The 24,601-nt window shown below is 64.1% G+C and carries 24 protein-coding genes and 1 tRNA gene; 10 read left to right on the top strand and 15 right to left on the bottom strand.

Features of this window, described 5'->3' with window-relative positions; all coding sequences use genetic code 11:
- Positions 1 to 24: 24 nt before the first annotated feature.
- The 3 genes from ACYVKQ_RS09040 to ACYVKQ_RS09030 all read right to left on the bottom strand — a co-directional run bounded on the left by ACYVKQ_RS09040 (position 25) and on the right by ACYVKQ_RS09030 (position 3,252).
- Positions 25 to 336 (bottom strand): hypothetical protein, encoded by a 312-nt coding sequence (locus ACYVKQ_RS09040; protein WP_460577823.1) that lies wholly within the window; start codon positions 334 to 336, stop codon positions 25 to 27.
- Positions 337 to 461: 125 nt separating this feature from the next.
- Positions 462 to 1,421: a YitT family protein gene (locus ACYVKQ_RS09035; protein ID WP_460577821.1), complete on the bottom strand. Its 960-nt coding sequence runs from the start codon at positions 1,419 to 1,421 to the stop codon at positions 462 to 464.
- A 157-nt stretch (positions 1,422 to 1,578) separates the two neighbouring features.
- Positions 1,579 to 3,252 (bottom strand): S8/S53 family peptidase, encoded by a 1,674-nt coding sequence (locus tag ACYVKQ_RS09030; protein WP_460577819.1) that lies wholly within the window; start codon positions 3,250 to 3,252, stop codon positions 1,579 to 1,581.
- A 412-nt stretch (positions 3,253 to 3,664) separates the two neighbouring features.
- On the opposite strand from ACYVKQ_RS09030, the gene ACYVKQ_RS09025 reads away from it, so the two are divergent.
- From ACYVKQ_RS09025 to ACYVKQ_RS09015, 3 genes are all read left to right on the top strand, one after another.
- Positions 3,665 to 6,382, top strand: a complete 2,718-nt coding sequence (locus ACYVKQ_RS09025) for a PIG-L deacetylase family protein (RefSeq protein ID WP_460577817.1) — start codon at positions 3,665 to 3,667, stop codon at positions 6,380 to 6,382.
- Positions 6,383 to 6,466: 84 nt separating this feature from the next.
- Positions 6,467 to 6,613 carry a hypothetical protein gene (locus tag ACYVKQ_RS09020; protein WP_460577815.1) on the top strand — a complete coding sequence of 49 codons (147 nt, stop codon included), beginning with the start codon at positions 6,467 to 6,469 and terminating at the stop codon, positions 6,611 to 6,613.
- Positions 6,610 to 8,346 carry a sodium:solute symporter family protein gene (locus ACYVKQ_RS09015; RefSeq protein WP_460577813.1) on the top strand — a complete coding sequence of 579 codons (1,737 nt, stop codon included), beginning with the start codon at positions 6,610 to 6,612 and terminating at the stop codon, positions 8,344 to 8,346. Before ACYVKQ_RS09020 ends, ACYVKQ_RS09015 begins: the two co-directional genes overlap by 4 nt.
- Before the next feature lie 98 nt (positions 8,347 to 8,444).
- Here the strand turns inward: ACYVKQ_RS09015 and ACYVKQ_RS09010 are convergent, their stop codons facing one another.
- From ACYVKQ_RS09010 to ACYVKQ_RS08980, 7 genes are all read right to left on the bottom strand, one after another.
- Positions 8,445 to 9,482: a DUF2911 domain-containing protein gene (locus ACYVKQ_RS09010; protein WP_460577812.1), complete on the bottom strand. Its 1,038-nt coding sequence runs from the start codon at positions 9,480 to 9,482 to the stop codon at positions 8,445 to 8,447.
- Positions 9,483 to 9,587: 105 nt separating this feature from the next.
- Positions 9,588 to 9,839 (bottom strand): hypothetical protein, encoded by a 252-nt coding sequence (locus ACYVKQ_RS09005; RefSeq protein WP_460577810.1) that lies wholly within the window; start codon positions 9,837 to 9,839, stop codon positions 9,588 to 9,590.
- Between the two features lie 34 nt (positions 9,840 to 9,873).
- On the bottom strand, positions 9,874 to 10,011 hold the full coding sequence (locus tag ACYVKQ_RS09000) for a hypothetical protein (protein ID WP_460577808.1): 138 nt from the start codon (positions 10,009 to 10,011) through the stop codon (positions 9,874 to 9,876).
- Positions 10,012 to 10,116: 105 nt separating this feature from the next.
- On the bottom strand, positions 10,117 to 10,404 hold the full coding sequence (locus ACYVKQ_RS08995; RefSeq protein ID WP_460577806.1) for a hypothetical protein: 288 nt from the start codon (positions 10,402 to 10,404) through the stop codon (positions 10,117 to 10,119).
- Between the two features lie 131 nt (positions 10,405 to 10,535).
- Positions 10,536 to 12,386, bottom strand: coding sequence for an ABC transporter ATP-binding protein (locus tag ACYVKQ_RS08990; protein ID WP_460577804.1), 1,851 nt, complete (start codon positions 12,384 to 12,386; stop codon positions 10,536 to 10,538).
- A 106-nt stretch (positions 12,387 to 12,492) separates the two neighbouring features.
- Positions 12,493 to 12,975, bottom strand: a complete 483-nt coding sequence (locus ACYVKQ_RS08985) for an energy transducer TonB (protein ID WP_460577802.1) — start codon at positions 12,973 to 12,975, stop codon at positions 12,493 to 12,495.
- Between the two features lie 83 nt (positions 12,976 to 13,058).
- Positions 13,059 to 14,579 carry a sodium:solute symporter gene (locus tag ACYVKQ_RS08980; protein ID WP_460577800.1) on the bottom strand — a complete coding sequence of 507 codons (1,521 nt, stop codon included), beginning with the start codon at positions 14,577 to 14,579 and terminating at the stop codon, positions 13,059 to 13,061.
- 133 nt (positions 14,580 to 14,712) lie between these two features.
- On the opposite strand from ACYVKQ_RS08980, the gene ACYVKQ_RS08975 reads away from it, so the two are divergent.
- On the top strand, positions 14,713 to 14,967 hold the full coding sequence (locus ACYVKQ_RS08975; RefSeq protein ID WP_460577798.1) for a hypothetical protein: 255 nt from the start codon (positions 14,713 to 14,715) through the stop codon (positions 14,965 to 14,967).
- An 82-nt stretch (positions 14,968 to 15,049) separates the two neighbouring features.
- Here the strand turns inward: ACYVKQ_RS08975 and ACYVKQ_RS08970 are convergent, their stop codons facing one another.
- Complete coding sequence (locus ACYVKQ_RS08970) at positions 15,050 to 15,556, bottom strand: YciE/YciF ferroxidase family protein (protein WP_460577796.1); 507 nt, start codon at positions 15,554 to 15,556, stop codon at positions 15,050 to 15,052.
- A 146-nt stretch (positions 15,557 to 15,702) separates the two neighbouring features.
- Positions 15,703 to 16,731 (bottom strand): MBL fold metallo-hydrolase, encoded by a 1,029-nt coding sequence (locus ACYVKQ_RS08965; RefSeq protein WP_460577794.1) that lies wholly within the window; start codon positions 16,729 to 16,731, stop codon positions 15,703 to 15,705.
- Between the two features lie 210 nt (positions 16,732 to 16,941).
- Between ACYVKQ_RS08965 and ACYVKQ_RS08960 the strand changes: the two genes are divergently transcribed.
- Together ACYVKQ_RS08960 and ACYVKQ_RS08955 are read left to right on the top strand one after the other, a co-directional pair.
- Positions 16,942 to 17,676 carry a Bax inhibitor-1/YccA family protein gene (locus ACYVKQ_RS08960; RefSeq protein WP_460577792.1) on the top strand — a complete coding sequence of 245 codons (735 nt, stop codon included), beginning with the start codon at positions 16,942 to 16,944 and terminating at the stop codon, positions 17,674 to 17,676.
- 140 nt (positions 17,677 to 17,816) lie between these two features.
- Positions 17,817 to 18,275 (top strand): hypothetical protein, encoded by a 459-nt coding sequence (locus ACYVKQ_RS08955; RefSeq protein ID WP_460577790.1) that lies wholly within the window; start codon positions 17,817 to 17,819, stop codon positions 18,273 to 18,275.
- 13 nt (positions 18,276 to 18,288) lie between these two features.
- On the opposite strand, the gene ACYVKQ_RS08950 is transcribed toward ACYVKQ_RS08955, so the two are convergent.
- The 3 genes from ACYVKQ_RS08950 to ACYVKQ_RS08940 form a co-directional block, all read right to left on the bottom strand.
- A complete protein-coding gene (locus ACYVKQ_RS08950) occupies positions 18,289 to 19,494 on the bottom strand; it encodes an MFS transporter (protein WP_460577789.1) in 1,206 nt (401 codons plus the stop codon).
- 78 nt (positions 19,495 to 19,572) lie between these two features.
- Positions 19,573 to 21,468, bottom strand: coding sequence for a M61 family metallopeptidase (locus ACYVKQ_RS08945; protein ID WP_460577788.1), 1,896 nt, complete (start codon positions 21,466 to 21,468; stop codon positions 19,573 to 19,575).
- A 63-nt stretch (positions 21,469 to 21,531) separates the two neighbouring features.
- A complete protein-coding gene (locus ACYVKQ_RS08940; RefSeq protein WP_460577787.1) occupies positions 21,532 to 22,194 on the bottom strand; it encodes a class I SAM-dependent methyltransferase in 663 nt (220 codons plus the stop codon).
- A gap of 79 nt (positions 22,195 to 22,273) precedes the next feature.
- Here ACYVKQ_RS08940 and ACYVKQ_RS08935 point away from each other — a divergent pair, with 79 nt between their 5' ends.
- The 4 genes from ACYVKQ_RS08935 (at position 22,274) to ACYVKQ_RS08920 (ending at position 24,598) form a co-directional block, all read left to right on the top strand.
- Positions 22,274 to 22,990 carry a phosphatase PAP2 family protein gene (locus ACYVKQ_RS08935; RefSeq protein WP_460577785.1) on the top strand — a complete coding sequence of 239 codons (717 nt, stop codon included), beginning with the start codon at positions 22,274 to 22,276 and terminating at the stop codon, positions 22,988 to 22,990.
- 141 nt (positions 22,991 to 23,131) lie between these two features.
- Positions 23,132 to 23,213, top strand: a tRNA-Leu gene (locus ACYVKQ_RS08930).
- Between the two features lie 216 nt (positions 23,214 to 23,429).
- Positions 23,430 to 24,041, top strand: a complete 612-nt coding sequence (locus tag ACYVKQ_RS08925) for a phosphatase PAP2 family protein (protein WP_460577783.1) — start codon at positions 23,430 to 23,432, stop codon at positions 24,039 to 24,041.
- Between the two features lie 26 nt (positions 24,042 to 24,067).
- Positions 24,068 to 24,598, top strand: a complete 531-nt coding sequence (locus ACYVKQ_RS08920) for a hypothetical protein (RefSeq protein ID WP_460577781.1) — start codon at positions 24,068 to 24,070, stop codon at positions 24,596 to 24,598.
- The last annotated feature ends 3 nt before the right edge of the window (positions 24,599 to 24,601 follow it).

Here is a 24,601-nt window from a genome sequence, read left to right as displayed (position 1 = left end):
CTTCACCAAAAAGTTAATTAGGCATTAAACCGGAGAGCCATAGCAAAACCCCAACACGCTCTTAACCTTGATATTGCCTCCCGGTTTCGGTAATGCATCCAAGCGTGTATTTGGCAACTCTCTGATCAATTGATAATCTTTATTGTCATAAGCATTGGTGTACTCAAATACTAATTGTTCGCCTCGCTTGTCTAAAACCTTCGCAATAGAAGTTTTATAGTCAATTGCAAATAATAGATTTGGATAGCTGTTATAAATAACAAATATCAATCCGAAGATAACCGCTATTATACCAGGCCATGATGGTTTGCTAAAATCCATTTCTTTATTTCTCATGCTTAACTTTAAAAGTGCGTTGGGGATTTAAGGTTTTGGTCATGCGGAGCTTGTCGAACCGAAGGAAGGCGTAGGCACGCTCAGCATGGAGTTCTATGGGCATTTTACGAAAGCCCAACGCGCGCTTAGTGCAGCGGCCGCTTCTTGATGAGCCCGCCGCGGGTGTCCTTGATGCTGTGCATCAGGATGAAAGCCTGGTGGTCGATGGACTCGACCTCGGTGCGCAGGCGGGTAAGCTCTAGGCGGGTGACGGCGGTGAAAACGATGTCGAGGCCCTCCTGCTGGTGGCCGTGGCCGCCGTAGCCGGTGCGGCCCGCGTAGATGGTCACGCCGTGGCCGAGCTTCTCGGTAATCATCAGGCGGATGGCCTCGCTGCGCTTGGAAATGATGGTCACGCCGGTGTATTCCTCCAGGCCGTCGATCATGAAATCCACCGTTTTGGAAGCGGAGAGGTAGGCCAGAATGGAGTACAGGGCCGTTTCCACCGTCAGCACCCAGGCCGCCACTAGGAAGATGATGATGTTGATGACCAGAATCACGTCGCCGACGCTCATCGGGCTTTTGCGGCTGGCGAAAACGGAGAGGATTTCGGTGCCGTCGAGCACGCCGCCGCCGCGGATGGTCAGGCCGATACCCGCCCCGAGGAAAAAGCCGCCGAACACGGAAATCAGCAGCTTGTCGTGGGTCAGCACCGGGAACTCAACCAACGCCAGCACCACGGCCAGAGCCAGAATGGCCAGCATGGCCCGCACGGCCACCACGCGGTCGAGCTGAAAATAGGCCAACACGATAAACGGGGCGTTGATGACGATGATGAGCACCGGCAGGGGCCAGCCCGTCACGTGGGCCGTGAGCAGCGACATGCCCGTCACGCCGCCGTCGATGAACTCGTTGGGCAGCAGGAAGCCCTTCAGGCCCAGTGCCGCCGAAAAAACCCCGGCAATGATCAGCGCCGCGCTGACCAGCTGCCGCCGCAACATCCGCAGCGCAAATTTCCAGATGGCGCCGCCTGAATGACCGGGTGGAACGCCGTTCGGGTATTTGTGACGCAGAAGGTTACGGATGATAAGTTGCTGAATCAGCATGCGGATGAAGGGTTGATGTAAGCGGAAGTACGTACAAATACGGCGCCTGAGCGAGTCGCCGCACAGAATAAACCGGCGCCCGGGTACCCGCTAAAAGCAACCACGGACCGCGACAGGCGTCGCGGCCCGTGGCCGTATGCGTTTGCGGGAGGCGGGCTTAGTTGCCCGCGGCGGCCCCAGCGCCGGTGCTGGCCTTTGCGGGCGCGGCTTGTTGCGCCAGCTGCACGGCGCGGTACAGGTTTATCACCCCGCCGGTGGAAGAGAGGGTGGTGAAGTCCACGGTCTTTTTCGCGTCGCCGGGCTTGAGTACCTTGGTGCGCACCGGCTCGGCCGACTGCATGATGATGCGCTTCAGGTCGGGGGCCGTCAGCTGGGGGAAGTACGACTTGAGCACGGCGGCCACGCCGGCCACGGTGGGAGCGGCCATGCTGGTGCCGCTCTCGTTGCCGTACTTGCTGCCCGGCAGGGTGTTGTAGATGTTCACGCCGGGGGCGAAAACGTCCACGCGCTTGCCGTAGTTGGAAAAGTCGGCGGCCAGCTTTTCGTCGTTTTTGCTGCTGGAGGCGCCCACCGTCAGCACGTTGGCGTAGGTGGTTTTGGCGCCCTCGGCCACGGCCGCCGGGAAGTGGTCGATGACGTCGATGTTGTTCGACTCGTTGCCGGCCGCGTGCACCAGCAGCACGCCCTTCGAGCCGGCGTAGCGAATGGCGTCCTCCACGGCCTTGCGCTGGGGCGAGTAGTACTTGCCGAAGCTCATGTTAATCACCGTCGCGCCGTTGTCCACGGCGTAGCGGATGGCGTTGGCCACGTCCTTGTCGTGCTCGTCGCCGTTGGGCACCGCCCGGATGGCCATGATGCGCACCGGCGCGTCGGCCACGCCGAGCACACCGAGGTTGTTGCGGCGGTCGGCGGCGATGATGCCCGAAACGTGCGTGCCGTGCATCGGGTCGGGGCCGTGCACGTCCGGATTGCCGTAGCCGCGCTGCTCCACCTTGTTCTCGTCGTCCTGCACGATGTCGGCGCGCGGGTTAAAGTCGAGGTTGAGCGAGTAGTCCACGCGCTTCTTGGCGTCCTTGGCCGCGTCCTGCATCTGCTTTACCACCGTTTCCATATCGGGCGAGCCGGAAGCTACCAGGGCCTGGTACCACTGGCTGGTCATCTTGACTACCGTTGGCTCGGTGACGGGCGGGCGGCGCAGCACGGCGGTATCGAGGCGCGCCACGCCGAGAACCTGCTTGAGCACGGCAACGCTCTGGTCCAGGTTTTCGCTCAGCGGCCCCAGTTCGTTGTACTGCGCGGTGTCTTCCTTGAGCTTCCGCTCGTAGTCCTTTTTCACGCGCTGGTACAGGTCGTACTCGGCCTGCTTGGCCTTGGGCAGCGCCGCGCGGCTTTTGCCCTCGTACAGCGGCTTGAGGCGCGCCACCAGGCGGGTTTCTTCGTAGGTATCGGTGTCCACGTTGCGGCCGTCCTTGCCGCCGATGAAGTTCCAGCCGAACACGTCGTCGACGTAGCCGTTCTGGTCGTCGTCCTGGCCGTTGCCGGGAATTTCCTTGGGGTTGTGCCAGAGCACGCGCTTCAGGTCGGCGTGCGTGGTGTCGACGCCCGAGTCAATCACGGCCACCACCACCGGTGCGGCCGTGCGGCCTTTCAGCAGCTCCGTGTAGGTGCGCTCGGTGCTGATGCCCATGACGTTGTTGGTCTTGGGGTCGAGGTGCGTCCACTGGGGCGGGGCAGGGGCCGCGGCGGAAGCCGCCGGGCTTTGAGCAAAAGCGGCGGCGGGCAGCAATGCCACGCCGAGAACGGCCAGCCAGGGACGAAAAGGAGTGCGCATGGGCAAAGGAAAAGTCGGGGAAAAGAAGCCGGGCCTCGGCAAATTGCGGGCCGGAAGATAAACCACTGACGCCGGCCGGGCGCCGGGCGTTGCGGCCGGCCCTGGTTTTTGTGTCTACCGGCTTCAACCGATATTGCCGCATTTCTCGTTCCCGCCGCATGGATTACCAGCCGCTTACCGCCGCAGCTCTGGGTTGGTCTGCTAGGCATTGCCTGGTGCCTCTTGTTGCCTTCCGTAGTTCTTAGTGCGTGACAAGAGCACTGAAAGGCAAATCGAAAACCCCGGGAGCAAATCAGGGCAACAGAAGCAGTGGGCGCGGTGTCAATAGCTGGCTGTAGGAGACTGACCGAACCAAAACATCTTAGCCCTTCCGCAGTCTACCTTTACGCCCCGCACGTCCAGCCCAATCCGAATGCTCCGTCGCTTCCTCCGCGCCGCCCTGCCGGCATTGCTCATTGCCCATTGCTCATTGTTCATTGACGCAAAGGCCCAGGCCCCCAAGACCTACTCGTCTTCGGAAATCCTGCTGGGCCTCAAGAAGCTCAACGTGCTGGGCTCGGTGCTCTACATCGCCGCCCACCCCGACGACGAAAACACCCGCCTGATAGCGTACATGGCCAACGGCCGCCTGGTGGAAACCGGCTACTTCAGCTGCACCCGCGGCGACGGCGGCCAGAACCTCATCGGCCCCGAGCTGCGCGAGCAGCTGGGCGTCATCCGCACCCAGGAGCTGCTGGCGGCCCGCCGCATCGACGGCGGCCGGCAGTTCTTCAGCCGCGCCAACGACTTTGGCTTCAGCAAAACCCCTGAAGAGACCTTCAAGATCTGGGACAAGGAGCAGGTGCTGGCCGACATGGTCTGGGTGATTCGCCAGCGCCGCCCCGACGTGCTCATCACCCGCTTCCCGCCCGACGCCCGTGCCGGCCACGGCCACCACACCGCCTCGGCCATCCTCGCCGCCGAAGCCTTCGACGCCGCCGGCGACCCGAAACGCTTCCCCGAGCAGCTGAAATACGTGCAGCCCTGGAGCCCCAAGCGCCTGTTCTGGAACACCGGTTCCTTCTTCGTGAAGCAAGGGGAGAGCATGGACGGCTACCTCAAGCTCGACGCCGGCGGCTACAACGCGCTGCTCGGGCAGAGCTACGGCGAAATTGCCGCCCGCAGCCGCTCCCAGCACCGCTCGCAGGGCTTCGGCGCGGCTGCCCAGCGCGGCGAGGCGCTGGAGTACCTGCAGCTCACGAAGGGGGAGAAGGCCACGAAAGACCCGCTCGAAGGCATCGACCTGAGCTGGAACCGCGTGAAGGGCGGTCAGGCTGGCAAGCTGATCGACGAAGTCATCAGGAAATACGACGCGAGCAACCCGGCGGCTTCGGTGCCGGCGCTGCTGAAAGTGCGGGACCTGCTGCGGCGTATGGCCCAGCCCAGTGCGCCCGTCAATGAAAGCGTCGCCGCCTACACCGACGAAGATTTCTGGGCGCACGAGAAAGCCGAGGAGGTGGAACAGCTGGTGGCGGCCTGCCTGGGGCTGTCCATGGAGTTTACGGCCGCCGACCCGACCATCAACAGCAAAAGCATCCCGACGATAACCGCGCAGATTCTGCAGCGCTCCGGCACGCCACTGGCGCTGAAGCAGTTTGGCTTCCTGGACGACATGCCGGACGAGAAAGCGCCCAAAACGCTGCTGCAGCCCAATGTAGCGGTGACCAAGACGTTCAAGGCCTCGGAAGTGGGCGGCTATGCGCTGGCTCTTGACGAAAGCATGTTCCTGCCCGATACCGCCACGTCGCAGCCGTACTGGCTGCGCGTGCCGGGCAGCGTGGGCATGTATGCGTTGCCGAAACCGCAACCGGCGCCGGTGGCGGCCGCGGGAAGCGCCGATGACCAGTGGGGCGGCGGGGCCACGACTACCGCCAGCAACATGGGCCCCTTCACCATCGGGCGCAACGAGACGCGGCTCAAAGGCACCAACTGGGGCTTGCTCAACAACCCGGAAAACGAGCCGGTGCTGACGGGCGTGGTGGTGCTCCAATACGGCCCGCACGAGCTGCGCTACAGCGTGCCGGTGCAGTACAAGCGCACCGACCCGGTGTACGGCGAGGTATACCGCCCGCTGGCCGTGGTGCCGCCCGTGGCCGTGAACGTGCAGGGCCGGGCCTACGTCTTCGCCGACAACCAGCCCAAGACCGTGCCCGTGACGCTGAAGGCCGGCCGCGCCGATGCCAAGGGCACCGTGACCCTGCAGGTGCCCGCCGGCTGGAAAGTGGAGCCCGCCAGCATTCCGTTTGACATCAAAAACAAGGACGAGGAGCGCACCGTGAGCTTCCAGGTGCAGCCCCAGGGGCAACAGGAAAGCAGCGGTCAGCTGCGCGCCGTGGCCACGCTCGATGGCCAAACCTACTCCCGTGGCATCCAGCAGATCAGCTACCCGCACATCCCCACGCAGACGCTCTTTCCTGAGGCGGTGGCCCCGCTGGTGAAGCTGGATCTGAAGCGCCGCAAGGAGCAGATCGGCTACCTGATGGGCGCCGGCGACGAAGTGCCCGACGCCCTGCGCCAGATCGGCTACAACGTAACCCTGCTCAAGCCCGAGGACCTGAACGCCGACAAGCTCAAGCGCTACGACGCGGTGGTGCTCGGCGTGCGCGCCTACAACACCGTCGACCGGTTGAAGTACCTGCAGAAAGAGCTGCTCGAATACGTGGAGAAGGGCGGCAACCTGGTGGTGCAGTACACCGTGAACCGCGGCACCGTGCTGCCCGACATCGGCCCGTACCCGCTGCAACTCTCCAATGACCGCGTGACGGTGGAAGACGCACCCGTGACCATCACCAACCCCCAGCACCGGCTGATGACGGTGCCCAACAAGATTTCGAGCAAGGATTTCGAGGGCTGGCAGCAGGAGCAGGGCCTCTATTACCCCAGCTCCTGGGACGCGAAGTACCAGACCGTTATCCGCAGCCAGGACCCCGGCGAAAAGCCCAAGGAATCGGCTATCCTCGTGACCGAGTACGGCAAGGGAAACTACATCTACACTGGCCTCTCGTTCTTCCGTGAGCTGCCCGCCGGCGTGCCCGGCGCCTACCGCCTCATCACCAACATGATCGAGCTGGGCAAGGACAAGGCCAACTAGCGGGCGGGCGCCGCGCAGGCGGATATGGCCGCCGCGTGCAGCGCCGCGCCGCATTTTCCGTTCTTACGGCTCTATTCCTCTCTCATGCCGCACCCCGACGTCCTTGCTGAGCACTCTGATTCCAAGCCGCCGCTGCTGGCCTCCTGGCGGGCGTGGTACGCGCTGGTTCTGGCCGCGCTAGCCGTGGAAGTGGCCCTGATGGCAGCCCTCACGCACTACTTCGCCGCATGAGCGCCCTCGACTGGGCGGTGCTCACGGGCACGCTGGCCTTTATCATCGGCTACGGCACCTGGCGCACCCGCAAGGCCGGCAGTTCCCTCGACGGCTACCTGCTCGGCGGGCGGCAGACGCGTTGGTGGGGCGTGGGCCTGAGCATCATTGCCACCCAGGCCTCGGCCATCACTTTCCTGAGCACGCCCGGCCAGGCCTACGCCGACGGAATGCGCTTTATCCAATTTTACTTCGGCCTGCCCGTAGCCATGGTGCTGATTGCGGTGGTGGTGGTGCCCATTTACCACCGGCTGCGCGTGTACACGGCCTACGAGTACCTGCAGAGCCGCTTTGACCGGCGCACCCGCACGCTGGCGGCCGGGCTGTTTCTGCTGCAGCGCGGGCTCAGCAATGGCCTCTCGCTCTACGCGCCGGCGTTGGTGCTGTCGGCCATCCTGGGCTGGAACACCACCGTGACCGTGTGCCTGCTCGGGGCGGCCATCATCGGCTACACCGTAAGTGGGGGCACCCGGGCCGTCACCGTCACCCAGCAGGGGCAGGTGGCCGTCATCTTCTCAGGCATGGCCATTGCCGGTTACCTGCTGGTGCATTACCTGCCCGCGGAAGTCGGCTTTACCGACGCCCTGCACGTGGCCGGCAACCTGGGCCGCCTGAACCTGGTGGATTTCCATTTCAGCTGGACCGACCGCTACAACTTCTGGACCGGCATGACCGGCGGCCTGTTCCTGGCCCTTTCGTACTTCGGCACCGACCAAAGTCAGGTGCAGCGCTACCTCTCCGGCCAGAGCGTGACCCAGAGCCGCCTCGGACTGCTCATGAATGGCCTGGTGAAAGTGCCCATGCAGCTGGGCATTTTGCTGATCGGCGTGCTGCTGTTCGTGTTCTACCTCTTCCAGCCCGCCCCGCTCACCTTCAACCGCCCGGTCTACGACCAGGTGATGCGCAGTGCCGCCGTGGGCGACGAAGCCCGGCAGCTGGAGCAGCAGCAGGCAGGCATTCAGCTGGCCCAGCAGCAGGCCGCCACCGACCTCGTGCGGGCCCGCCAGACCGGCGACGCGGCCCGGCAGGCCGCGGCCCGGCAGCGCCTGCAAACCACCCAGGCTGCCACGGCCGGCATCCGCACCGAGTGGCTGAAGCTGGTGCAGCAGGCCGCCCCCGCCGCCGACGCCAAGGATACCGACTACGTGTTCATCTCCTTCGTGCTGCGCTACCTGCCGCGCGGGCTGGTGGGCCTGCTCATCGCCGTGGTGCTGAGCGCGGCCATGAGCTCGGCGGCCGGCGGCCTGAACTCGCTCGGCTCCACCACCCTCATCGACCTTTACCGGCCCTTTACGCGCCGCGTGGCCTGCACCGAGGAGCACTTAGTGCGCGTGTCGCGCTGGGCCACGGTAGCCTGGGGCACGCTGGGCATCGGCTTCGCGCTGTTTGCGGCCCGCATGGAAAACCTGATTCAGGCCGTCAACATCCTGGGCTCCCTGTTTTACGGCACCATTCTCGGCATTTTCGCCGTGGCCTTCTTCCAGAAGCACGTGCGGGGGCGGGCCGTGTTCTGGGCCGCCGCCGCCACGCAGTTGGCTACCGTACTGGCCTTCTGGCTCACCGACATTGCCTACCTCTGGTACAACATTCTCGGCTGCTTCGCGGTGATGCTGCTGGCCGAACTGCTGCAGCGCCTCTGGCCCGCGCCGGTGGCCGCAGCCCCCGCCCACAACGAGCAGCCCGTAGCAGGGTAGCGGCTCAGGCGGCCGGCCTTTGACCATACGAAAACGGCCCGCCACCGCGAGGTGACGGGCCGTTTCGTTGGCTCAGGCCGGAAAGCGGAGTCGGAGGCTTACTTCGACTCGGCCTTCTCTTCCTTCTTCTTGTCTTCCTTCGGCTTGTACTCCGCTTTGGGGTTCAGGCCGGCCTTCGACTTCGACTCGGCTTTGGTTTCCGCCTTCTTGGATTCGTCTTTCACCTTGGCCGGCTTGTCCGTTTTGGCCGGCTTGCCGCCTTCCGCGGTTTTGGCGTCGATGATCAGCTGCTCGTTCATCTTCACGTAGTCCAGGTTCTTGGCTTCCAGGGCCAGCGCACGCGACTGTTCGGCGGTGGCGGTGGCGCCCTTGTAGTCCTTCAGCTTCATCTTGATCTTGGCCTCCGTGTGCACGTTCCAGAACTTGGGCTCCGTGGCGTTGGCCTTCTGAATCCACGTCAGGGCCTGGTTCAGGTCCTTGCCGTTGTCGTAGTAGTAGAGGGCAGCGGCGGCCAGGTCGTTGGCGTTGGGGGCGGCGTTTTTCACCACCTTCTCGTCGATCTGCGCCATCACCTTGGGCTCCACGTCGGAGGTGATTTTAAACTTGGCGCCCGTCAGCTCCCACTGCATGTCCACATTGGCGGTGGCCGGGGTCAGGTCCGAGAAGTTGATGGTGAAGGTTTCCACCTTCGAGGGCAGCTTGTAGGGCTTGATGGTGAAGCGGGCCACGTCCTGATCGTCCATGAACTTCTCCACGTCGGCGCCACGCTTGATGTCTTTGTTGAGCACCACCAGCCACTCCGTTTTGTTCGGGATGGTGTAGATGCCGTATTCGCCGGCCGGCACTTTCTTGCCTTCCACCGTCACCTCGTCCGAAAACTTGATGGTGGTCGTCTGGTTGGCGCCCGTGCGCCAGCGCTTGCCGAAGGCTACCACCCCGCCGTACACGGCGCGGCCCTTGGCGCTGGGGCGCGAGTAGGTGATGGTGACGTCGGTGAGGCCCACGCGCTGCGTGATGGTGCTTTTGGGGCTGGCGGCCGGGGTGCTGAGCTGGGCCTGGGCGGCCGGGGCCGAGAAAAGGAGGGCGCCTGCCAGGGCAGTGCCGGCAAGCAGCGAAGTCCGGATCTGAAGCAACATGAGGGAAGGGTAAAGGGTAAGGGTTACGCGGTGGTAAAAGTACAGCTTTCGGCCAATGGGCGGCCGGTTTATGCTAATGGATTTGTCACAAGCCGCAGCAACGGGCTAGCAGCCAAGGTACAGGCGCCCATCAACCAGGAGGCGCGCAAACGAGTCGTGGTGGTGCAGCAGCCCGGCAAAGCGCCGCACCGACAGCGCGCTGTAGCGCCCGTACAGGGTAAACGTGACCGTGCCCGGCGCCGGGCTGTAGCCGCGGCTGTACTGGGCGCCCACGTCCATGGCCGCGTAGAACAACTGCTGCACCGTGGGCACGTCAAGGTAGTTGGCGTTGAAGGTGACGCGCAGGCGGGTTTGCATCACGGGTAAGCAGTTGCGTCCGAAAAACCCTGCGTCATGCCACCACCAGACCGTTGCGCGCCAGCAGGTGCCGCACATCGGCTACGGTAGCTGGCGGCGCGGTGCGGTCAAGGTCCACAAAAGCGAAGCCGCTTTCGGAAAAGTAAAGCAGCAGCCACCGGTCCTGGAACACGGCTTTGGTAATGGCCGCGTACCGGACGCTGCCCCGCGCCAGCTCGCTAAGCGTTTCTATTTCGCCTTCACGGAAGTGGTAGGTGCTCGGCAGCTGGTTCGAAGGCTACGAGCGGTAAGCCTTGCGGAAATACTGTTTCAGCCGGTACCGCCGCCACCAGAACATGTACAGGCAGATGAAAGCCAGCCAGAATAGCTCGAAGGCTGGCCAGGGCGCGGATGGGTCGCCGGCACGCTCCGACAGGCGCAGGCCAAGCAACGCCAGGAATACCAACGCGGCGAAGCTGTAAATCCACAGCGGCCAGCGGTTTTTGCGGCGGCTAAGCCATTGCCGGGTAGCTATTACGGCAAATTCCTCTTCGGTAACGACAACGTCAGGAACGGTAATGACCATGGAGCACGTAGGATGAAATCGGCAACACGTAGCAAGTTAGCCCAACACAGCCGTTGAACACAACGAAGTGGGGCGGCGTGGTCGGTGCAGTACCAGCCACGCCGCCCCGTCTTTATTGCCTTGTATCAGCGCTACGTCAGCTCAAACTGCAGCTTGAGCAGGTTGGCGTACAGGCCGTTTTCGTTGTCGTGCAGCTCCTCGTGGCTGCCCTGCTCCACGATGCGGCCGCCGTCGATGACCAGGATCTTGTCCACCTTGCGGATGGTGCTCAGGCGGTGCGCAATGATGATGCTGGTGCGGTCTTGCATGAGCTCGTCCATGGCCTGCTGCACCAGCTTCTCGCTTTCCGAGTCGAGGGCCGAAGTGGCTTCGTCGAGCAGCAGAATGGCCGGGTTTTTCAGGATGGCGCGGGCAATGGCAATGCGCTGGCGCTGCCCGCCCGAGAGCTTGATGCCCCGCTCGCCCACCACCGTGTCCAGCCCTTCCGGAAACGACTGGATAAACTGCCAGGCGTTGGCCCGCCGGGCCGCGTCGACGATGTCGGCCTCGGGGGCGCCGGGGCGGCCGTAGAGGATGTTTTCGCGGATGGTGCCGCCAAACAGCAGCGTTTCCTGCGGCACAATGCCGATGTGCTGGCGCAGCTCGGTCAAATCCAGGGAGTTGAGGTCGTGCCCGTCGATGCGGATGCGGCCGCCGCTGAGCTCGTAAATATGCATGAGCAGCTGCACGATGGTCGATTTGCCGGCGCCCGAGGGGCCTACCAGCGCCACCTTTTCGCCCGCTTCGATGCTGAACGTGATGTCCTTGAGTACCGTCAGGTCGGGGCGGGTGGGGTAGCGGAACTCCACGTGCTCGTACTCGATGTTGCCGCGCAGCTTGAGCGGGGCAGCGCCAGCCCGGCGGGGCTGGTGTACCGGTTCGGATTCTTCGTCCAGGATTTCCAGAATGCGCTCCGAGGCGCCCAGGCTGCTTTGAATCTTGCCGTACATCTCGCCTAGGCCCGCTACCGAGGCCCCGATGAACATGGTGTACAGAATGAAGGCCACCAGGTCGCCCATGGGCAGGTGGCGCGGGTCGGAGGCAGGCAGCTCCACGTAGGAGGCACCGCGCCAGAGCACCAGGAAGATGCCGCCGAAAATGGCCACGATGATAAACGATACGAACCCGCCGCGGAACACGCTGGCTTTCAGGGCGGCCTGCACGGTGCGGTTCAGGCCGGCACCGTAACGGTTTACCTCGTGCTGCTCGCTGGTAAAGGCTTTCACCGAGCTGATGCCCTGCATGGTTTCCTCCACGATGACGTTGGTCTTGGCCAGCTCGTCCTGCGTCTGCTTCGAGAGCTTGCGGATGCTGCGCCCGAAGAGGAAAGCCAGCAGCACCAAGGGCGGAAACGTGGCCAGCATAAACAGCGACAACCGCCACGACTCCCACATGATGAAGGCCACGCCGGCCAGCAGCGTCAGGATCTGCCGCAGAAACTCGGCCAGCGTCAGCGTGAACGTGTCCTGCACGTTGGCCACGTCCGACGTGAGGCGGGAGGTGAGTTCACCCACCCGGCGCTGCTCGAAAAAGGGAATCGGCAGCGTAACGAGCTTCTGGTAGAGCGTGCGGCGAATGTCGCGCACCGAAAACTCGCTGACGCGCGAGAAAAAGAAGATGCGGAAAAAGGAAAACAGGCCCTGCAGCAGCACCACGCCGAACAGCAGCAGCGCAATGCCGGTAATAGTCTTGGGCAGGTAAGCCGGCAGCGTGGCCGTCTGGTGGTTGGCAATGTTGACGAGGTAGCCCAGCATCTTGGGCATTACCATCGTGGAGACGCTGCTAAGCAACAGCAGCAGCAGGCCCGCAACAAAGGGGGCCTTGTAGGGCAGCACGAAGCGAAAAATTCGCAGGCCGCGCTGGAAGCTTTCTTTGTTTAATTTGACTTTCGGCACGTCCGCATCGACGGTGCCGCTGGTATTTAATCCGCTTCTCGCTGCCATTCCTCTGGATTAGAGCTTAGATAGAAGAACGGAGAACTTAGACCGCCCAGCCGTGCGCTACGGCTTCTAAGCTCTTGGTTCTCGCTTCTAGGTTCTAAAGACTCGTTTACTCGAATTTTACTTTACCCTTCTCCACAATCAGCTCGCCCAAGTGGCCGAAGGGCACGGGCAGGGTGACGTCCACGGCCACGGGCTTGCCCTTGCGGGTGGCGGGTTTCCAGGCGGGCATCAGGCCCAGCAGGCGCAGGGCTTCGGCGTCGCACTCGGGCGTGAAGCCTTTGTCCACCTTGGTGTTGCTCAGGCGGCCGTCTTCGCCCACGGTGAAGCTGGTGAAGACGATGCCCGTCTTGCCTTGCTCGCGCACGGCGGCGGGCGTCTGCACGTTGTCCTGGATAAACTGGCTCAGCGCGGGCTGCCCGCCGGGGTAGGCCGGGGCCACATCGGGGCGGTTTTCGCCGGGCTTCATCTGGGGGCGCATCTGGTCGGCGCGCATCACCACGGGGCCGCGCACGTTCGGGGGGCGGCGCTGGGCCACGGCCGCCGAGCCGGTGCCGAGCAGCAGAAGGGCGAAGAGTAGGAGGTATTTCACGGGCGAAAGGGCAGAATGGGCGCACGCCGTAGCGCCGACGGGGCAGTCGGCGCTACGGCGTGGCAGTGGCGCAAAGGTACGCCCTAGCTAACCATTTCGCGCGCAGTGGAGTTCAGCTCGACGGGCACCGACGCGCGGCGCGAAATCAGCCACAGCCCGATGAAGGTGAGCAGGCCGTTGTAGATCAGCTTTTCGAAGCCGATTTCGTAGCCGCCAAACCACGCGGCCGAGTTTTTCACCAGGGCCCACGTGAGCAGCGGCGAGAGCACGCAGATGATGGGCACCCACCGGTCGACGGGGCGACGATGCGTGTACAGCCCGAAGGCGTAAAGGCCCAGCAGCGGCCCGTAGGTGTAGCCGGCCGCGTCGAACACGGCCGATACCACGTTCTGGTCGTTGAGGGCGCGGAAGATCAGGATGATGACGATGAGCACGACCGTGAAGCCCAGGTGCGCGGCCTGGCGCATGGTTTTCTGCCGGGCTTCGGGGTAGCGCGAAATGCTGAGGAAGTCGACGCAAAACGACGTCGTAAGGGCCGTCAGGGCCGAGTCGGCAGAGGCGTAGGTGACGGCAATGATGCCGAGCACGAACACCACGCCCGCGAACAGGGAGAAGTGCGTGGTGGCTAGGTAGGGGAATACCTTGTCGGTGTCGAGCTTGCCCTTGAGGTTGAGCAGCTGCGGCAGCTGGTCGAGGGCAATGCCTTTCACCTCGGCGTACTTAAACAGCAGCACGCCCAGCGAGAGGAACAGGATGTTGACGAACACCAGCGTGAGCGTAAACCAGAACATGTTCTTCTGCGCGTCGCGGATGTTGCGGCAGCTCAGGTTCTTCTGCATCAGGTCCTGGTCCAGTCCGGTCATCGTGATAGTGATGAACATGCCGGCCGCGAACAGCTTCCAGAAGTACTTTTTGTCGTTGGCGTCGGCGAAGAAGAAGGTTTCCGACAGCGGCGACTCGCGCACCGTCTGCACCAGCCCGGCCCAGCCCAGGTTCAGCTCTTGCCCGATCAGGCCTATGCTCACCACCACGCACAGCAGCATGGCCATGGTCTGGAAAGTGTCGGTCCAGAGGATGGTTTTCAGGCCGCCCTTGAACGTGTAGAGGTAAATCAGCAGGATGCTGACGGTGACCGTCACGGCGAAGGGCACGCCCAACTGATCGAACACGATGACCTGCAGCACGCCCGCCACCAGAAACAGGCGGAACGAGGCGCCGATGGCCCGGCTCAGCAGAAAGAAGAACGCCCCGGTCTTGTAGCTCCAGAACCCGAAGCGTTGCTCCAGGTAGGTATAGATGCTGACCAGGTTGAGGCGGTAGTACAGCGGCAGCAGCACCGTGGCAATGACCGCGTAGCCGGCCACGTAGCCCAGCACCATGCCCATGTAGCTCCACTGCCCGGTAAGCACCTGCCCCGGCACCGACACGAACGTGACGCCCGAAAGCGAGGTGCCAATCATGGCAAACGCGACCATGTACCAGGGCGCGTTGCGGTTGGCGACGAAGAAGGATTCGCTCGTGGCCTTGCGCGAGGTGAGCAGCGCAATGATGATGAGCACGACGAAATAGCCGGCAATCAGGCTAAGGACCAGGGTGGGAGACATAGGCGGGAAAATAGGGCCGTAAAGATAGGGGTCTGCGGCGGCTGGCCCGCGCGGCCGGGCGGGCACGTCGGCTCGGCTAAAACCGCCTGCCCGGTGGCGCGTACAGTTCTGCGTCACCAACGCCCCCACTTTTATGCCGCTGCACCCGGAGCTGGACAAAAAGCTCAGCAAGAAATACGAGCCCAAAACCCGTATCGACGACGTGTTCAAGGGCTACGACATCACCTTCGTTACCAACGAGCACGGCGAGCCGGTGCTGCTCTTTTTCGGCCGGCGCCGCCCCGACGGCGCCATTGCCGGCGAGCGGTACACGCGCACCATCAAGCGGGAGCCGGGTAGCTTGGAAATCAGGCACAGCCACTGGGATTTGCAGGGCAAGATCCGCTAGGGGCAGCGCCCGGCCAGCAGGTATCAAAACAGCCGCGGCGGCTCCTTTCGGGGCCGCCGCGGCTGTTTGCTTCTGGTCAGGCTTAAGCCTCTTCGGCCTTTTTGTTCAGGTAGTTCTTAGCCAGCTCGTTGAGCTTGGTGTCGGTCAGCTGCTCTTCCTCCAGCGTCTTGCGCAGCAGGTCGGCGGCATCGGAGTAGCCCAGGCGGTCGGCGTAGTGGGCGGCCGTGCCGTAGCAGGCAATTTCGTAGTGCTCAATCTTCTGCGAGGCCCCGATCAGGGCCGCGTCCATCACTTCCTCCGTGGCGTTTTCCGACATCAGTTTCTGGCCCTCCTTGATCAGGCCCTGCATGGCCACGCAGGTTTCGCCGCCCAGGTCCAGGTTCAGCGCCTTACCGATGCGCTCCAGTCGCTTCACCTGCTCCTCGGTTTCGCGCAGGTGGCGTTCGAAGCCGCGGCGCAGGCGCCCGTCCTTGGCGGCTCCGGCCATTTGCGGCAGGGCTTGCACCAGCTGGGTTTCGGCGCTGTAGAGGTCTTTCAGGCACATCAGAAGCAGGTCGTCGAGGGTTTCGAGTTTCTTGTCGAACAGCATTGGAAACGGGGTTAGGGTGAGCAGCACGGCGGGGTACCCACCGCGGTGCTACTGCCTACGTGCCGCCCCGACGGGGTGTTAAAGCCGAGTTTGCGCCAAATTCTGGCCGGGCTCGGGCTGGTCCTGGCCAAGCCGCTGCGCTAGAGCTACTCCAGCTCGTTCAGGTACAAGGGCTGGCCCACGGCCGGCAGGTGCAGCTGGGCGTTCAGCCAGCCCTCGGTCGCAATCTGCTCCAGCATGTGCAGCGGCTCGGAGGCCGGCTCGTCCGAGAGGTCGAAGGTGCCGTAATGCATCGGGATGAAGTGGCCGGCGCGCAGCTGGTTGCTGACTTTGGCCGCCTCGTGGGGGTTCATGTGGCTGCGCTGCATCATGAACGCCGGCTTGTAGGCCCCGATGGGCAGCAGTACCACGTCGAGGGGGCCGAACTGCGCCTCCATCTCGTAGAAGTGCGGCCCCTCGGCCGAGTCGCCGGCAAAGTAGAGCGTGCGGCCGGTGGCTTTTTCGCACAGCAGAAAGGAGCCCCACAGCACCGTATTCAGGTCGCCGAGGCCGCGGCGGTGCCAGTGAGCGGCGGGCAGGTAAAAGACGTCCAGCGGCGCCTCGGGGCCCAGCTCAAACTGCTGCCACCAGCCGGCCTCCTGGGTGGGCGGCAGCGTGCCGGCGGTGCGCTTGAGCAGGCCACTCACGCGCAACGGCCCGAGCACCTGCAACTGCGGGTTTTGGCGGGCCAGCAGCCGGATGGAGTCGTCGTCGAGGTGGTCGCGGTGCCCGTGCGAGAGCAGCAGGTAATCGATGCCGGTCAGGTCCTGGGGCGCGCAGGGCAGCGGGTGGCGGCGCTTGATCAGCGGCAGATCAAACAGCACCGGGTCGAAAAGGAACGTGCGCTGGCCCCAGCGCAGCCAGAAGGAGGCGTGGCCCAGCCAGATCAGCGTGCCCTCGGGGCGCTGGCGCAGCACCTCGGCGCAGGGCTGCACCGCCGGGGCCCAGGCGTCCTGCTTTTTGACTTCGGCCTGGGGGTTCTTGGTCAGCACCTTCCAGCGCAGCACGTTCGAGAAGCTGGGCTCGTAGAGCTGCTCGCCGACGTTGGCAAACTGCCGGCCCACCACTAGGTTGCCGGGGTAATGGGGGCGAATGGTGCGAAGCTGCTCGTTGCGAACGTGGCGGGAGGCGGGCATAAAATGGGGAATAGCGGGCGAATATCGGCTTAAGCGCGTACGGCGCGGGCTTGTTTGCGGCAAGAAACAAATTCGGCCCGGCCGGAGCCGCGCCCAGCGCCCGACAACCTGGCGCCGCCGGCCTGCGAGGCGCAGTTGTGCAGCGCAAACGAAGTCGTTATTTTACGGCCCTTTATTTCACCTTCACTCCTTTATCCCACCGTTCATTTCATGGAAAACTTTACTCCCGAAGAGGCCCTGGAGCCCCGCCAAAACCCGATTCGGCTGACGGCTGAGGAGGCTTCCGCCATCCAAACGCGCTTCATGACGCAGGTATACGGCTGGATGACCGGCGCCCTGGCTGCCACCGGCGGCGTGGCCATGGTCGTGGGGGCCTCGCCCATGCTGCAGGAGCTGGTCATCGGCAACCGACTGGTGTTCTTTGGGTTGCTGCTGCTGGAGCTGTTCATCGTGGGCTTCCTCGGCGCCCGCCTGATGAAGATGACGGCCAACCAGGCCATCGGCGCCTTCGTGGCGTACTCGCTCCTGAACGGCCTCACGCTCGGCGTCATCTTCATGGTGTACACGGCCGACAGCATTGCCTCCACGTTTTTCGTGACGGCGGGCACCTTCGGCGTGATGAGCCTCTACGGCTACCTCACCCGCACCGACCTGAGCAGCTGGGGCAACCTGCTGTTCATGGCCCTGATCGGCCTCATCATTGCCTCCGTGGTGAACCTGTTCTGGCAGAACAGCATGCTCTACTGGATTACCTCCTGCGTGGGCGTGCTCATCTTCGTGGGCCTGACCGCCTACGACACCCAGAAGCTGAAGGAGTTGGCCTTCGTGGGCCTCGACGACGAGCAGACGGACCGCAAAGCCGCCGTGTGGGGCGCCCTCACGCTCTACCTCGATTTCGTGAACCTGTTCCTCTACCTGCTACGCCTGTTCGGCCGGCGCAAGTAATAGGCATCAATAGTTCGATAAAAGGCGTTAGGGTAGCTCCTGACGCCTTTTTTATGGTTATGAAACAGTGTCTCGTTGGCCTTTTATTCGTAGCGCTGAGCGCCTGTCGGCCTGAACCGGGCCCACCACGGGGCGGTTCAATGCTGATGCTCACGCCAGATACCAGCCACTACGCCATCATTCCGCTCGACAGCGCTGGTATTGCTTACTACAAAGCAGAAGGCCGAATCAGCGGCACCTACGAGGTCACGTTGGCCGACATTGCGCGGGCGGAGGCTGTCCTGCGACGAGTGGTGGCGCGCTACAACGAGCAGGCCGACAGGAACCAGTTTGCGTCTTACGATTTTGGGTTTGGCAAGGCAATAGGCCGAAGGAACCGGCGCCGCATCGAGTTGGGCGGATACTACAGGCAATACCAAGGTGCCTATAGCCCTGACGGGCACCGCCTGCTTACGATTCATGGCATGTGCTATCCAGAGTATGGGTGGCGTAAGGAGGTGATAGAAGTGCAGGACGGCGGCAACTGCTATTTTTCTCTGGAAGCCGACCTCACCGACCCCGCCCGCACGGACTTGCTGGGAGTAAACGGCGAAGCCTAAAGCCGTGGGCCGCTCAGCGGCGCAGCCGCCAAGCCAGCGCCGCCACGCCCGCCAGGCACACGGCAAACCACGCCCACGGCAGCCGCAGATCCGCCACCGACAGCGCCCCGTACACCACGGTGGAGGTGATGCTGGCTAGCCCCTGCACCGCCTGGTTCATGCCGAACACCTCGCCGCGGTCGGTTTCGGAGGTGAGGCGGGCAATGAGGCCTTCCAGCAGTCCGGGAATCAGCGAGAGGGTCAGGCAGTCGAAGGCGACGATGGTGAACAGCGCGGTGCGGGAGCTGCCCACGAAGCCGTAGGCCGCCAGCACCGGCACGCCCAGCAGGGCCAGCCACAGGATGGCGCGGCGCTGGTTGATGCGGTCGGCCAGGAAGGTGAAGAAGAGGTAGTTGATGCCGATGCTGAGCGTGCCGAAGAAAATGAAGAAGAACGACAGCGCCCGCGCGTCCATCTGCAGCTCGCCCAGGCTGGCAAAGGGTACGAAGTAAGAGTAGTAACCGATGCTGAGCGTAAACAGCGCCTGCGTGAGCACCAGCGGCGGCAGGCCGGGGTACAGGCGGCCCTTGGCCCGCACGCGGCGCCAGAGCAGCGCGATGTTCAGGGCTTCGCTCAGCGTCTGGCGCAGCTCCCGGCGACTAAGGCCGGTGCGCTCGGCGTGGGTTTCGCGCATGAGCAGGCTCAGGCCCACGTTCAGGGCCGCCAGCGCCACGGCCAGGCCCGCCACGTAGCGCGCCTGCTGGCCCGCGGGCACCGCGTACAGCGTCAGCAGCATCCCGCCCGCCATCGGCCCGATGACAAAGCCCAGCGAGATGATGGCGCCCTCGATGCCGAGGTTGCGAAACAGGCGCTCGGGCGGCGACAGGTCCGTCACGGCCGAGCGCACCGTGGCGTACATGCCGTTGGTGAGTCCGTCGCTGGCGCGGTTCACGAAGTACAGCCCGGCGCGCACCGGCAGCAGCAGCGCGTTGGCCAGCAGCGTGCCGATGGCCGACACAATCAGGATGGGCCGGCGGCCGTAGCCGTCGGAAAGCCGGCCCAACAGCGGGGCGGCAAACAGCTGCACGCCCAAAAACAGCCCGGTGCCCAGCGCCAGCCACAGCTGCGGCCGCGGCAGTCCCCGTACAAATTCCGGCACGATGGGCCCAATGGCCGAGCCCACGATGACGTCGAGCAGGATGATGGCGTACAGCAGCCACAGGCGGCGGTCGGGGAGCATAGGGCGGCGCAGAAACCAGCAAGTACGAAAAAGCCGGACGGTTGAGGTCCGGCTTTTCGCTTCAATCAGCACTGAAGGCTACTTCGCCTTCGGCCCCAGCCAGGCGGCGCGAAAGGCCAGTTGCTCGGGCGTGGGCTGTTGGCCGGCTTGCTCGGCCGGTAGCACTTCCAGCACCGGGGAGGCCGTCAGCGGCACCTGCACCGTGCGCAGCTGCCCGCGCGAGCGAACTTCCACCGTGGCCACGTCGCCGACTTTGCGCTTCTGCAGCAGCTTGGCTAAGTCCTTATCCTTTTTCAGCTCCTTGCCGTCAAGCTTCAGGATTTCGTCGTCGCGGTCGAGGCCGGCTTGGTACAGCGGCGTGCCCACCGGCGTGTTGTAGCTGATGACGAAGCGGCCGCCCGTGAAAGCCACCTGTCCGGGTGCACCCAGGGTGGGCACGTTGGGCCGGGCAGGGCGCACCAGCAGGCCGGCCGGCGCGAGCAGGGCGGCGTAGTCGTGGGGCACCTGCGCATGGTAAATGTGCTGGCGGAAAAACTGCCCGGCGAAGGCCGTGTCGCCGCTCACCTGGCCCAGCAGGCGCTGGAGGTCGGGCACGGTGTAGGGCCGCTCGGGGGCGTAGTCGCGCTGCGCCTTGCCGTGCTGCTGCCACACCAGGCGCATGTACTGGTCGAGGTCGGTCTTGTAGCGCTGACGCAGCAGCAGGTCCAGGGCCAGGGCGTTGGCGCCGCCCAGCGGGTAATACGACTGGTAGGTGTTGGCGCGGTTGGTGGGGTCGATGCTCTTGGCCGCGTCCACGAACGGTGCCTGCTGGCTCATGTAAATGGCCCCGTAGCGCCGGGCGCCGGGCGCTTCCATCGCGTTGACGAGCCCCGTCAGGGCCTCTTCGCAGTATTGCTGGTCCGAGGCATAGGCCCCGGAGCGGCGCATCACCAGGTCGCCGTAGTACTGGGTGAAGCCCTCCGCAAACCAGAGCATGTCGCTCATATTGGCCCGCTCAAAGTCAAAGGGCTCCAGGTCGCGCGGACGGATGCGCTCCACGTTCCAGGCGTGGATAAACTCGTGCGAGACGGTGCCGAGGTTGTCCAGGGCGCCCGGGCCGCTCAGGGGCCGCGGGCTGGTCAACGACGTGGAGTTGCGGTGCTCCATCCCGTCGCCGCTGGCCTGCGGCAGGTAGTCGGCCACGAAAGTGTAGCGCCCGAAGTCGAAGCGCGGCAGCTCGCCGAACACGGCCCCGGCTTCCTTCACCACCTGCTTCGTCTGCTCGGCGAAGCGGTCCAGATCGGCCTCCGAGCCGGCGTGCAGCACCTGCAGCTCGATCTGCTGCCCGCCTTCCTGCCAGCTGCGCACCTGCTGCGCCCCGAGCGAGGTGGGCGAGTCCATGAAATACTGCAGGTTGGGCGCCGCGTAGCGGCCGGGCACCACGGTACCGTTCTGTGTGACGGGCACCAGCTGCGTGGCCACTTTCCAGTCGGCCGGCAGCTGCTCAAAGCTGACCTGGATCGGGCGGCGCTCCAGCCCGCGGGCAAACGCGAAGGTGGCCGGGATGTTCAGGTGCGCGTGCTGCTGATCGATGCCGGCGTAGGTGCCATCGGTCCGGTCGCCGTAGAGCGTGTAGCTGAACACCACCATGCCGTCGCTGGGCGTTTTCACGTCCCAGCCGTAGGGGTCGGGATGGGTGATGGGCAGGGGCTTGCCCTGCGCGTCGGTGGCGCGCACGTCGTACACGTTCTTGGCGAATTCGTGCAGGGCGTAGCGGCCGGGCGAGGAGCGGGCCATGCGCACCTGCAGCGTCTGGCCGGCCGGGGCCGGCCAGAAGGTGACGACCACCTGCGCCTCGTGGTGCACGGCGTTGGGGAAGCTGATGCGGTAATGGACCGGCGGCGCTGGCTCGGCTAGCTGCTGGCCCGAGGCGAGCAGCGGCGCGGTAAGCAGGCTCAGGCCCAGCAGCAGCCGGGCAGCGGAGAAGTAAGGCATAAGACGGAGTAGGGGAGGCCCGAAAGTAAGCCAGCCGCAGCGGAAACGCCACGCCGCGCCGCACTACTTCTCCCACACGGCGGCTTCCACCAGCCCATCGGCCCAGCGCTGCTGCCAGCCGGGGCGCAGGCCCAGCCGCTTCAGCCCGCCGGCTAGGTCGGGCAGGCGACGGCCCCGCACCCCGGCCAGCAGCCCGAAGAAGCGGTACATCAGCCACTGCAGAGCGCGCTGCCAGGAGCGGCGGGGCGGAGCAAAATCGGCCACCAGCCAGCGCGTGCCGGCGTGCGTGTGCGCCTGCAGCCGTTGCAGCAGCAGCGCCAGCTCAGGGTCGGGAAACAGGTCGAACAGGAAGAACGCGACGATGATGTCGAACTGCTCGGTGGGCTGCAGCGCAGCCTCGGTGCCGACGCGAAACTCCACGCGGGCCCGCGGCAGCTGCCGCCGCGCCAGCTCCCGGGCCTGGGCCAGCATGTTGGCGGAGGCCTCGAGGTAGAGGACCTCGGCTGGCGGGCAGGCGGCAAACAGCGCGGGCAGCACCCGGCCCGTGCCACCCCCAATGAACAGCACGCGGGGCGCGCCCGTGGGCAGGCCCGCCCGCAGGGTTGTTTGCTGGGCGCGCAGCAAGGTGCGCCCGAACACCAGCCGGGCGAGCGGGTCGTAAAAGGCCGCCACGCGGTCAAAGTCGGGAGTCGGCACGGCTGCGGGGCGGAAAGTCCATGCGAACATACGGGGTGATAGGCGGCCGGGGTATCCTTCCGGGGCGGCTTTGCGTTTGCCGGAGCATCACCGCCTCTCCACACCGCGCATGACTTCTGCTTTCCGCCGCCTGTTCGCCGGAGCTGTTCTGTTCCTCACCGAGTTTGCCCTGATTCTGGCCATAGGCACGGCCGGTGTGGTGCTATTCCTGCTGCTGGGCCGGCAGGTGCTGGGCGACGGACAGCTGGACTTCGACGAGGACGCCTTCACCTGGTCGCACCAGTTTCTGGGCGTGGCCAACCGCCGCTGGGTCGATTTCATCACCTTTCTGGCCTCGCGCAACTTCATCATTGTGGCCGCGCTCAGCGTCATCGGCTACTTTCTGGTGCTGCGCCAGCACCGCTGGTACTCGCTGAAGGTGCCGGTGGTAGCCTTGGGCAGCATCACGCTGAATCTGCTGCTCAAGAATTTCTACAACCGCCCACGCCCGCTGCTGCCGCTTACCTCGGCTTCGGGCCTGAGCTTCCCGAGCGGGCACGCCATGATTTCCGCCTCCTTTTACGGCCTGCTCATCTACCTCACCTGGCAGCACGTGAGCAACCGTTCTCTGCGCTGGCTGCTCACCGTGCTCATCACCGCGCTGATCCTGCTCATCGGCCTGACGCGGGTGTACCTGCGCGTGCACTACGCCTCCGATGTGCTGGCCGGCTTTGCAGCCGGCGTGCTGTGGCTGCTGATTGCCCTGCCGCTGCTCAACCGGCTGGAACGGACCATCAAGCGGCGGGTGCGTTCGGCCGCGGCCGACGGCATGCTGCCCGTGGAGTGAAAATTTTGCGGCTGATTGTCAGGAGTAAAAGCGGTTGTTGGGAAATTTCTTCGCAGCGGGGCTTGACATATACCCCCGGTGCCTCTACTTTTGTATCACAATTCGCCACTGACCTACCAGCGGCGGCGAATATTGAAAGCTGCGCTTGTGGCGAAATTGGTAGACGCGCTGTCTTCAGGCGGCAGTTCCGAAAGGTGTGAGAGTTCGAGTCTCTCCGAGCGCACAGTCGAAAGCCGGTTCCGAAAGGGCCGGCTTTTGCATTTATGGTCGTTGACGGCGGCTGAGCTTGCCGCAGCCGGTCGGAGACCCGCACAGCCCCACGCCTGCCGGTTGCCCACGGGCATCCTTCCACTTCCGGCTTCCGCAACTACTGCCTATGACCCGGCTCAGTCAATTTTTGCTGCGGCTTTTCGGCCAGCTTACCGCAGAGCTGGCTGCGATGAGCATTGCTTTTTTGGGCTCCTTCCTTCTGTTCCTCTACCTGACGAAGCTGGTCTTCCTCGACGGGCCGGAGCGGTTCGATCAGGCGGCATTTGCGGCTATGGATGAGCTGCGGGCAGCCGTACCGGGCCTCACGGCCTGGGTGTTGCGCCTCACGTTCTTCGGGTCGGCGTATTGGTTTGTGGCATCCGGCCTGCTGGTGCCGGCGCTGCTGTGGTGGTGTCGCCTGCGCCGCGAAGCCGTGGAGGTATTTGCGGCCGTGGTCGGCTCCGCGCTGCTGAACCAAATGCTTAAATTGGCCTTTGGGCGCGTGCGGCCGCTCACGGCACTGATTTACCAGCCGGGCCTGAGCTTTCCCAGCGGCCACGCCATGATCGGGCTGGCGCTGTACGGCATGCTGGCCTGGCAACTCTGGCGCCACGGCCGGCACCCCGGTTGGGCCGTGCTGGTGCTGCTCTGGGCCCTGGGCGTGGGCCTGACGCGCATCTACCTGCACGTGCACTACGCCACCGACGTCGTGGCCGGCTTTGCGGCCGCCGTGGCGTGGGTGGTGCTGGTGCAGGCCGCTGTGCGCCAGCGGCTGCGGCGCATGGGGCAGCGGGTACAATAAAAGCAGGGCATTTTACTTTCAAGCACATGCTCGTAGGATCCTTCTTTCGCATCGATTACCCTCAATGGAGTTATGGCGAAGGCCAAACCCCCGCGTTTATACCCGAAAACGCACCGCTAGGCCTGTTCTTGAGCCCAGCTGATCTAGCGCTGAGCGGTTTACGCGTGCTGATTGCCAATGATGCCGAGCAAATCGAGGTGCATGTAGACAACCAATCCAATCTATTACTGCCTGAGCCAGACTATTTTGGTGAACCTACGCATCCAGCACCTGATTCGCCGCTGCGCCAGTTGCTGGGACAGCCTCTGCGTCAGATTTTTCTCGGTGAATGCCCCCGAGCGGTGAACGGACTGCTGATTACAGCCATTCGCCTGGTCTTCGAGCGTGATACGCTAACCTTCTTCAATGCAGCCGACGAGGGGCATTATTTCTTGGGCGAAGAAGCCGAGCTATGGCAACATTATACCGCCGTGTATCCTGTAGACTGGCGCGACTATTCGCAGTGGTTGCGGCTGCTGGGAATTGAGTTAGCTGCACTGCCTCGTCAGTTGGTGTAGCCG

It is taken from the genome of Hymenobacter coalescens (genome assembly GCF_054783195.1).
Note: the sequence above shows the minus strand (reverse complement) of the source record. Positions and strands in the feature narration are given on the sequence as shown.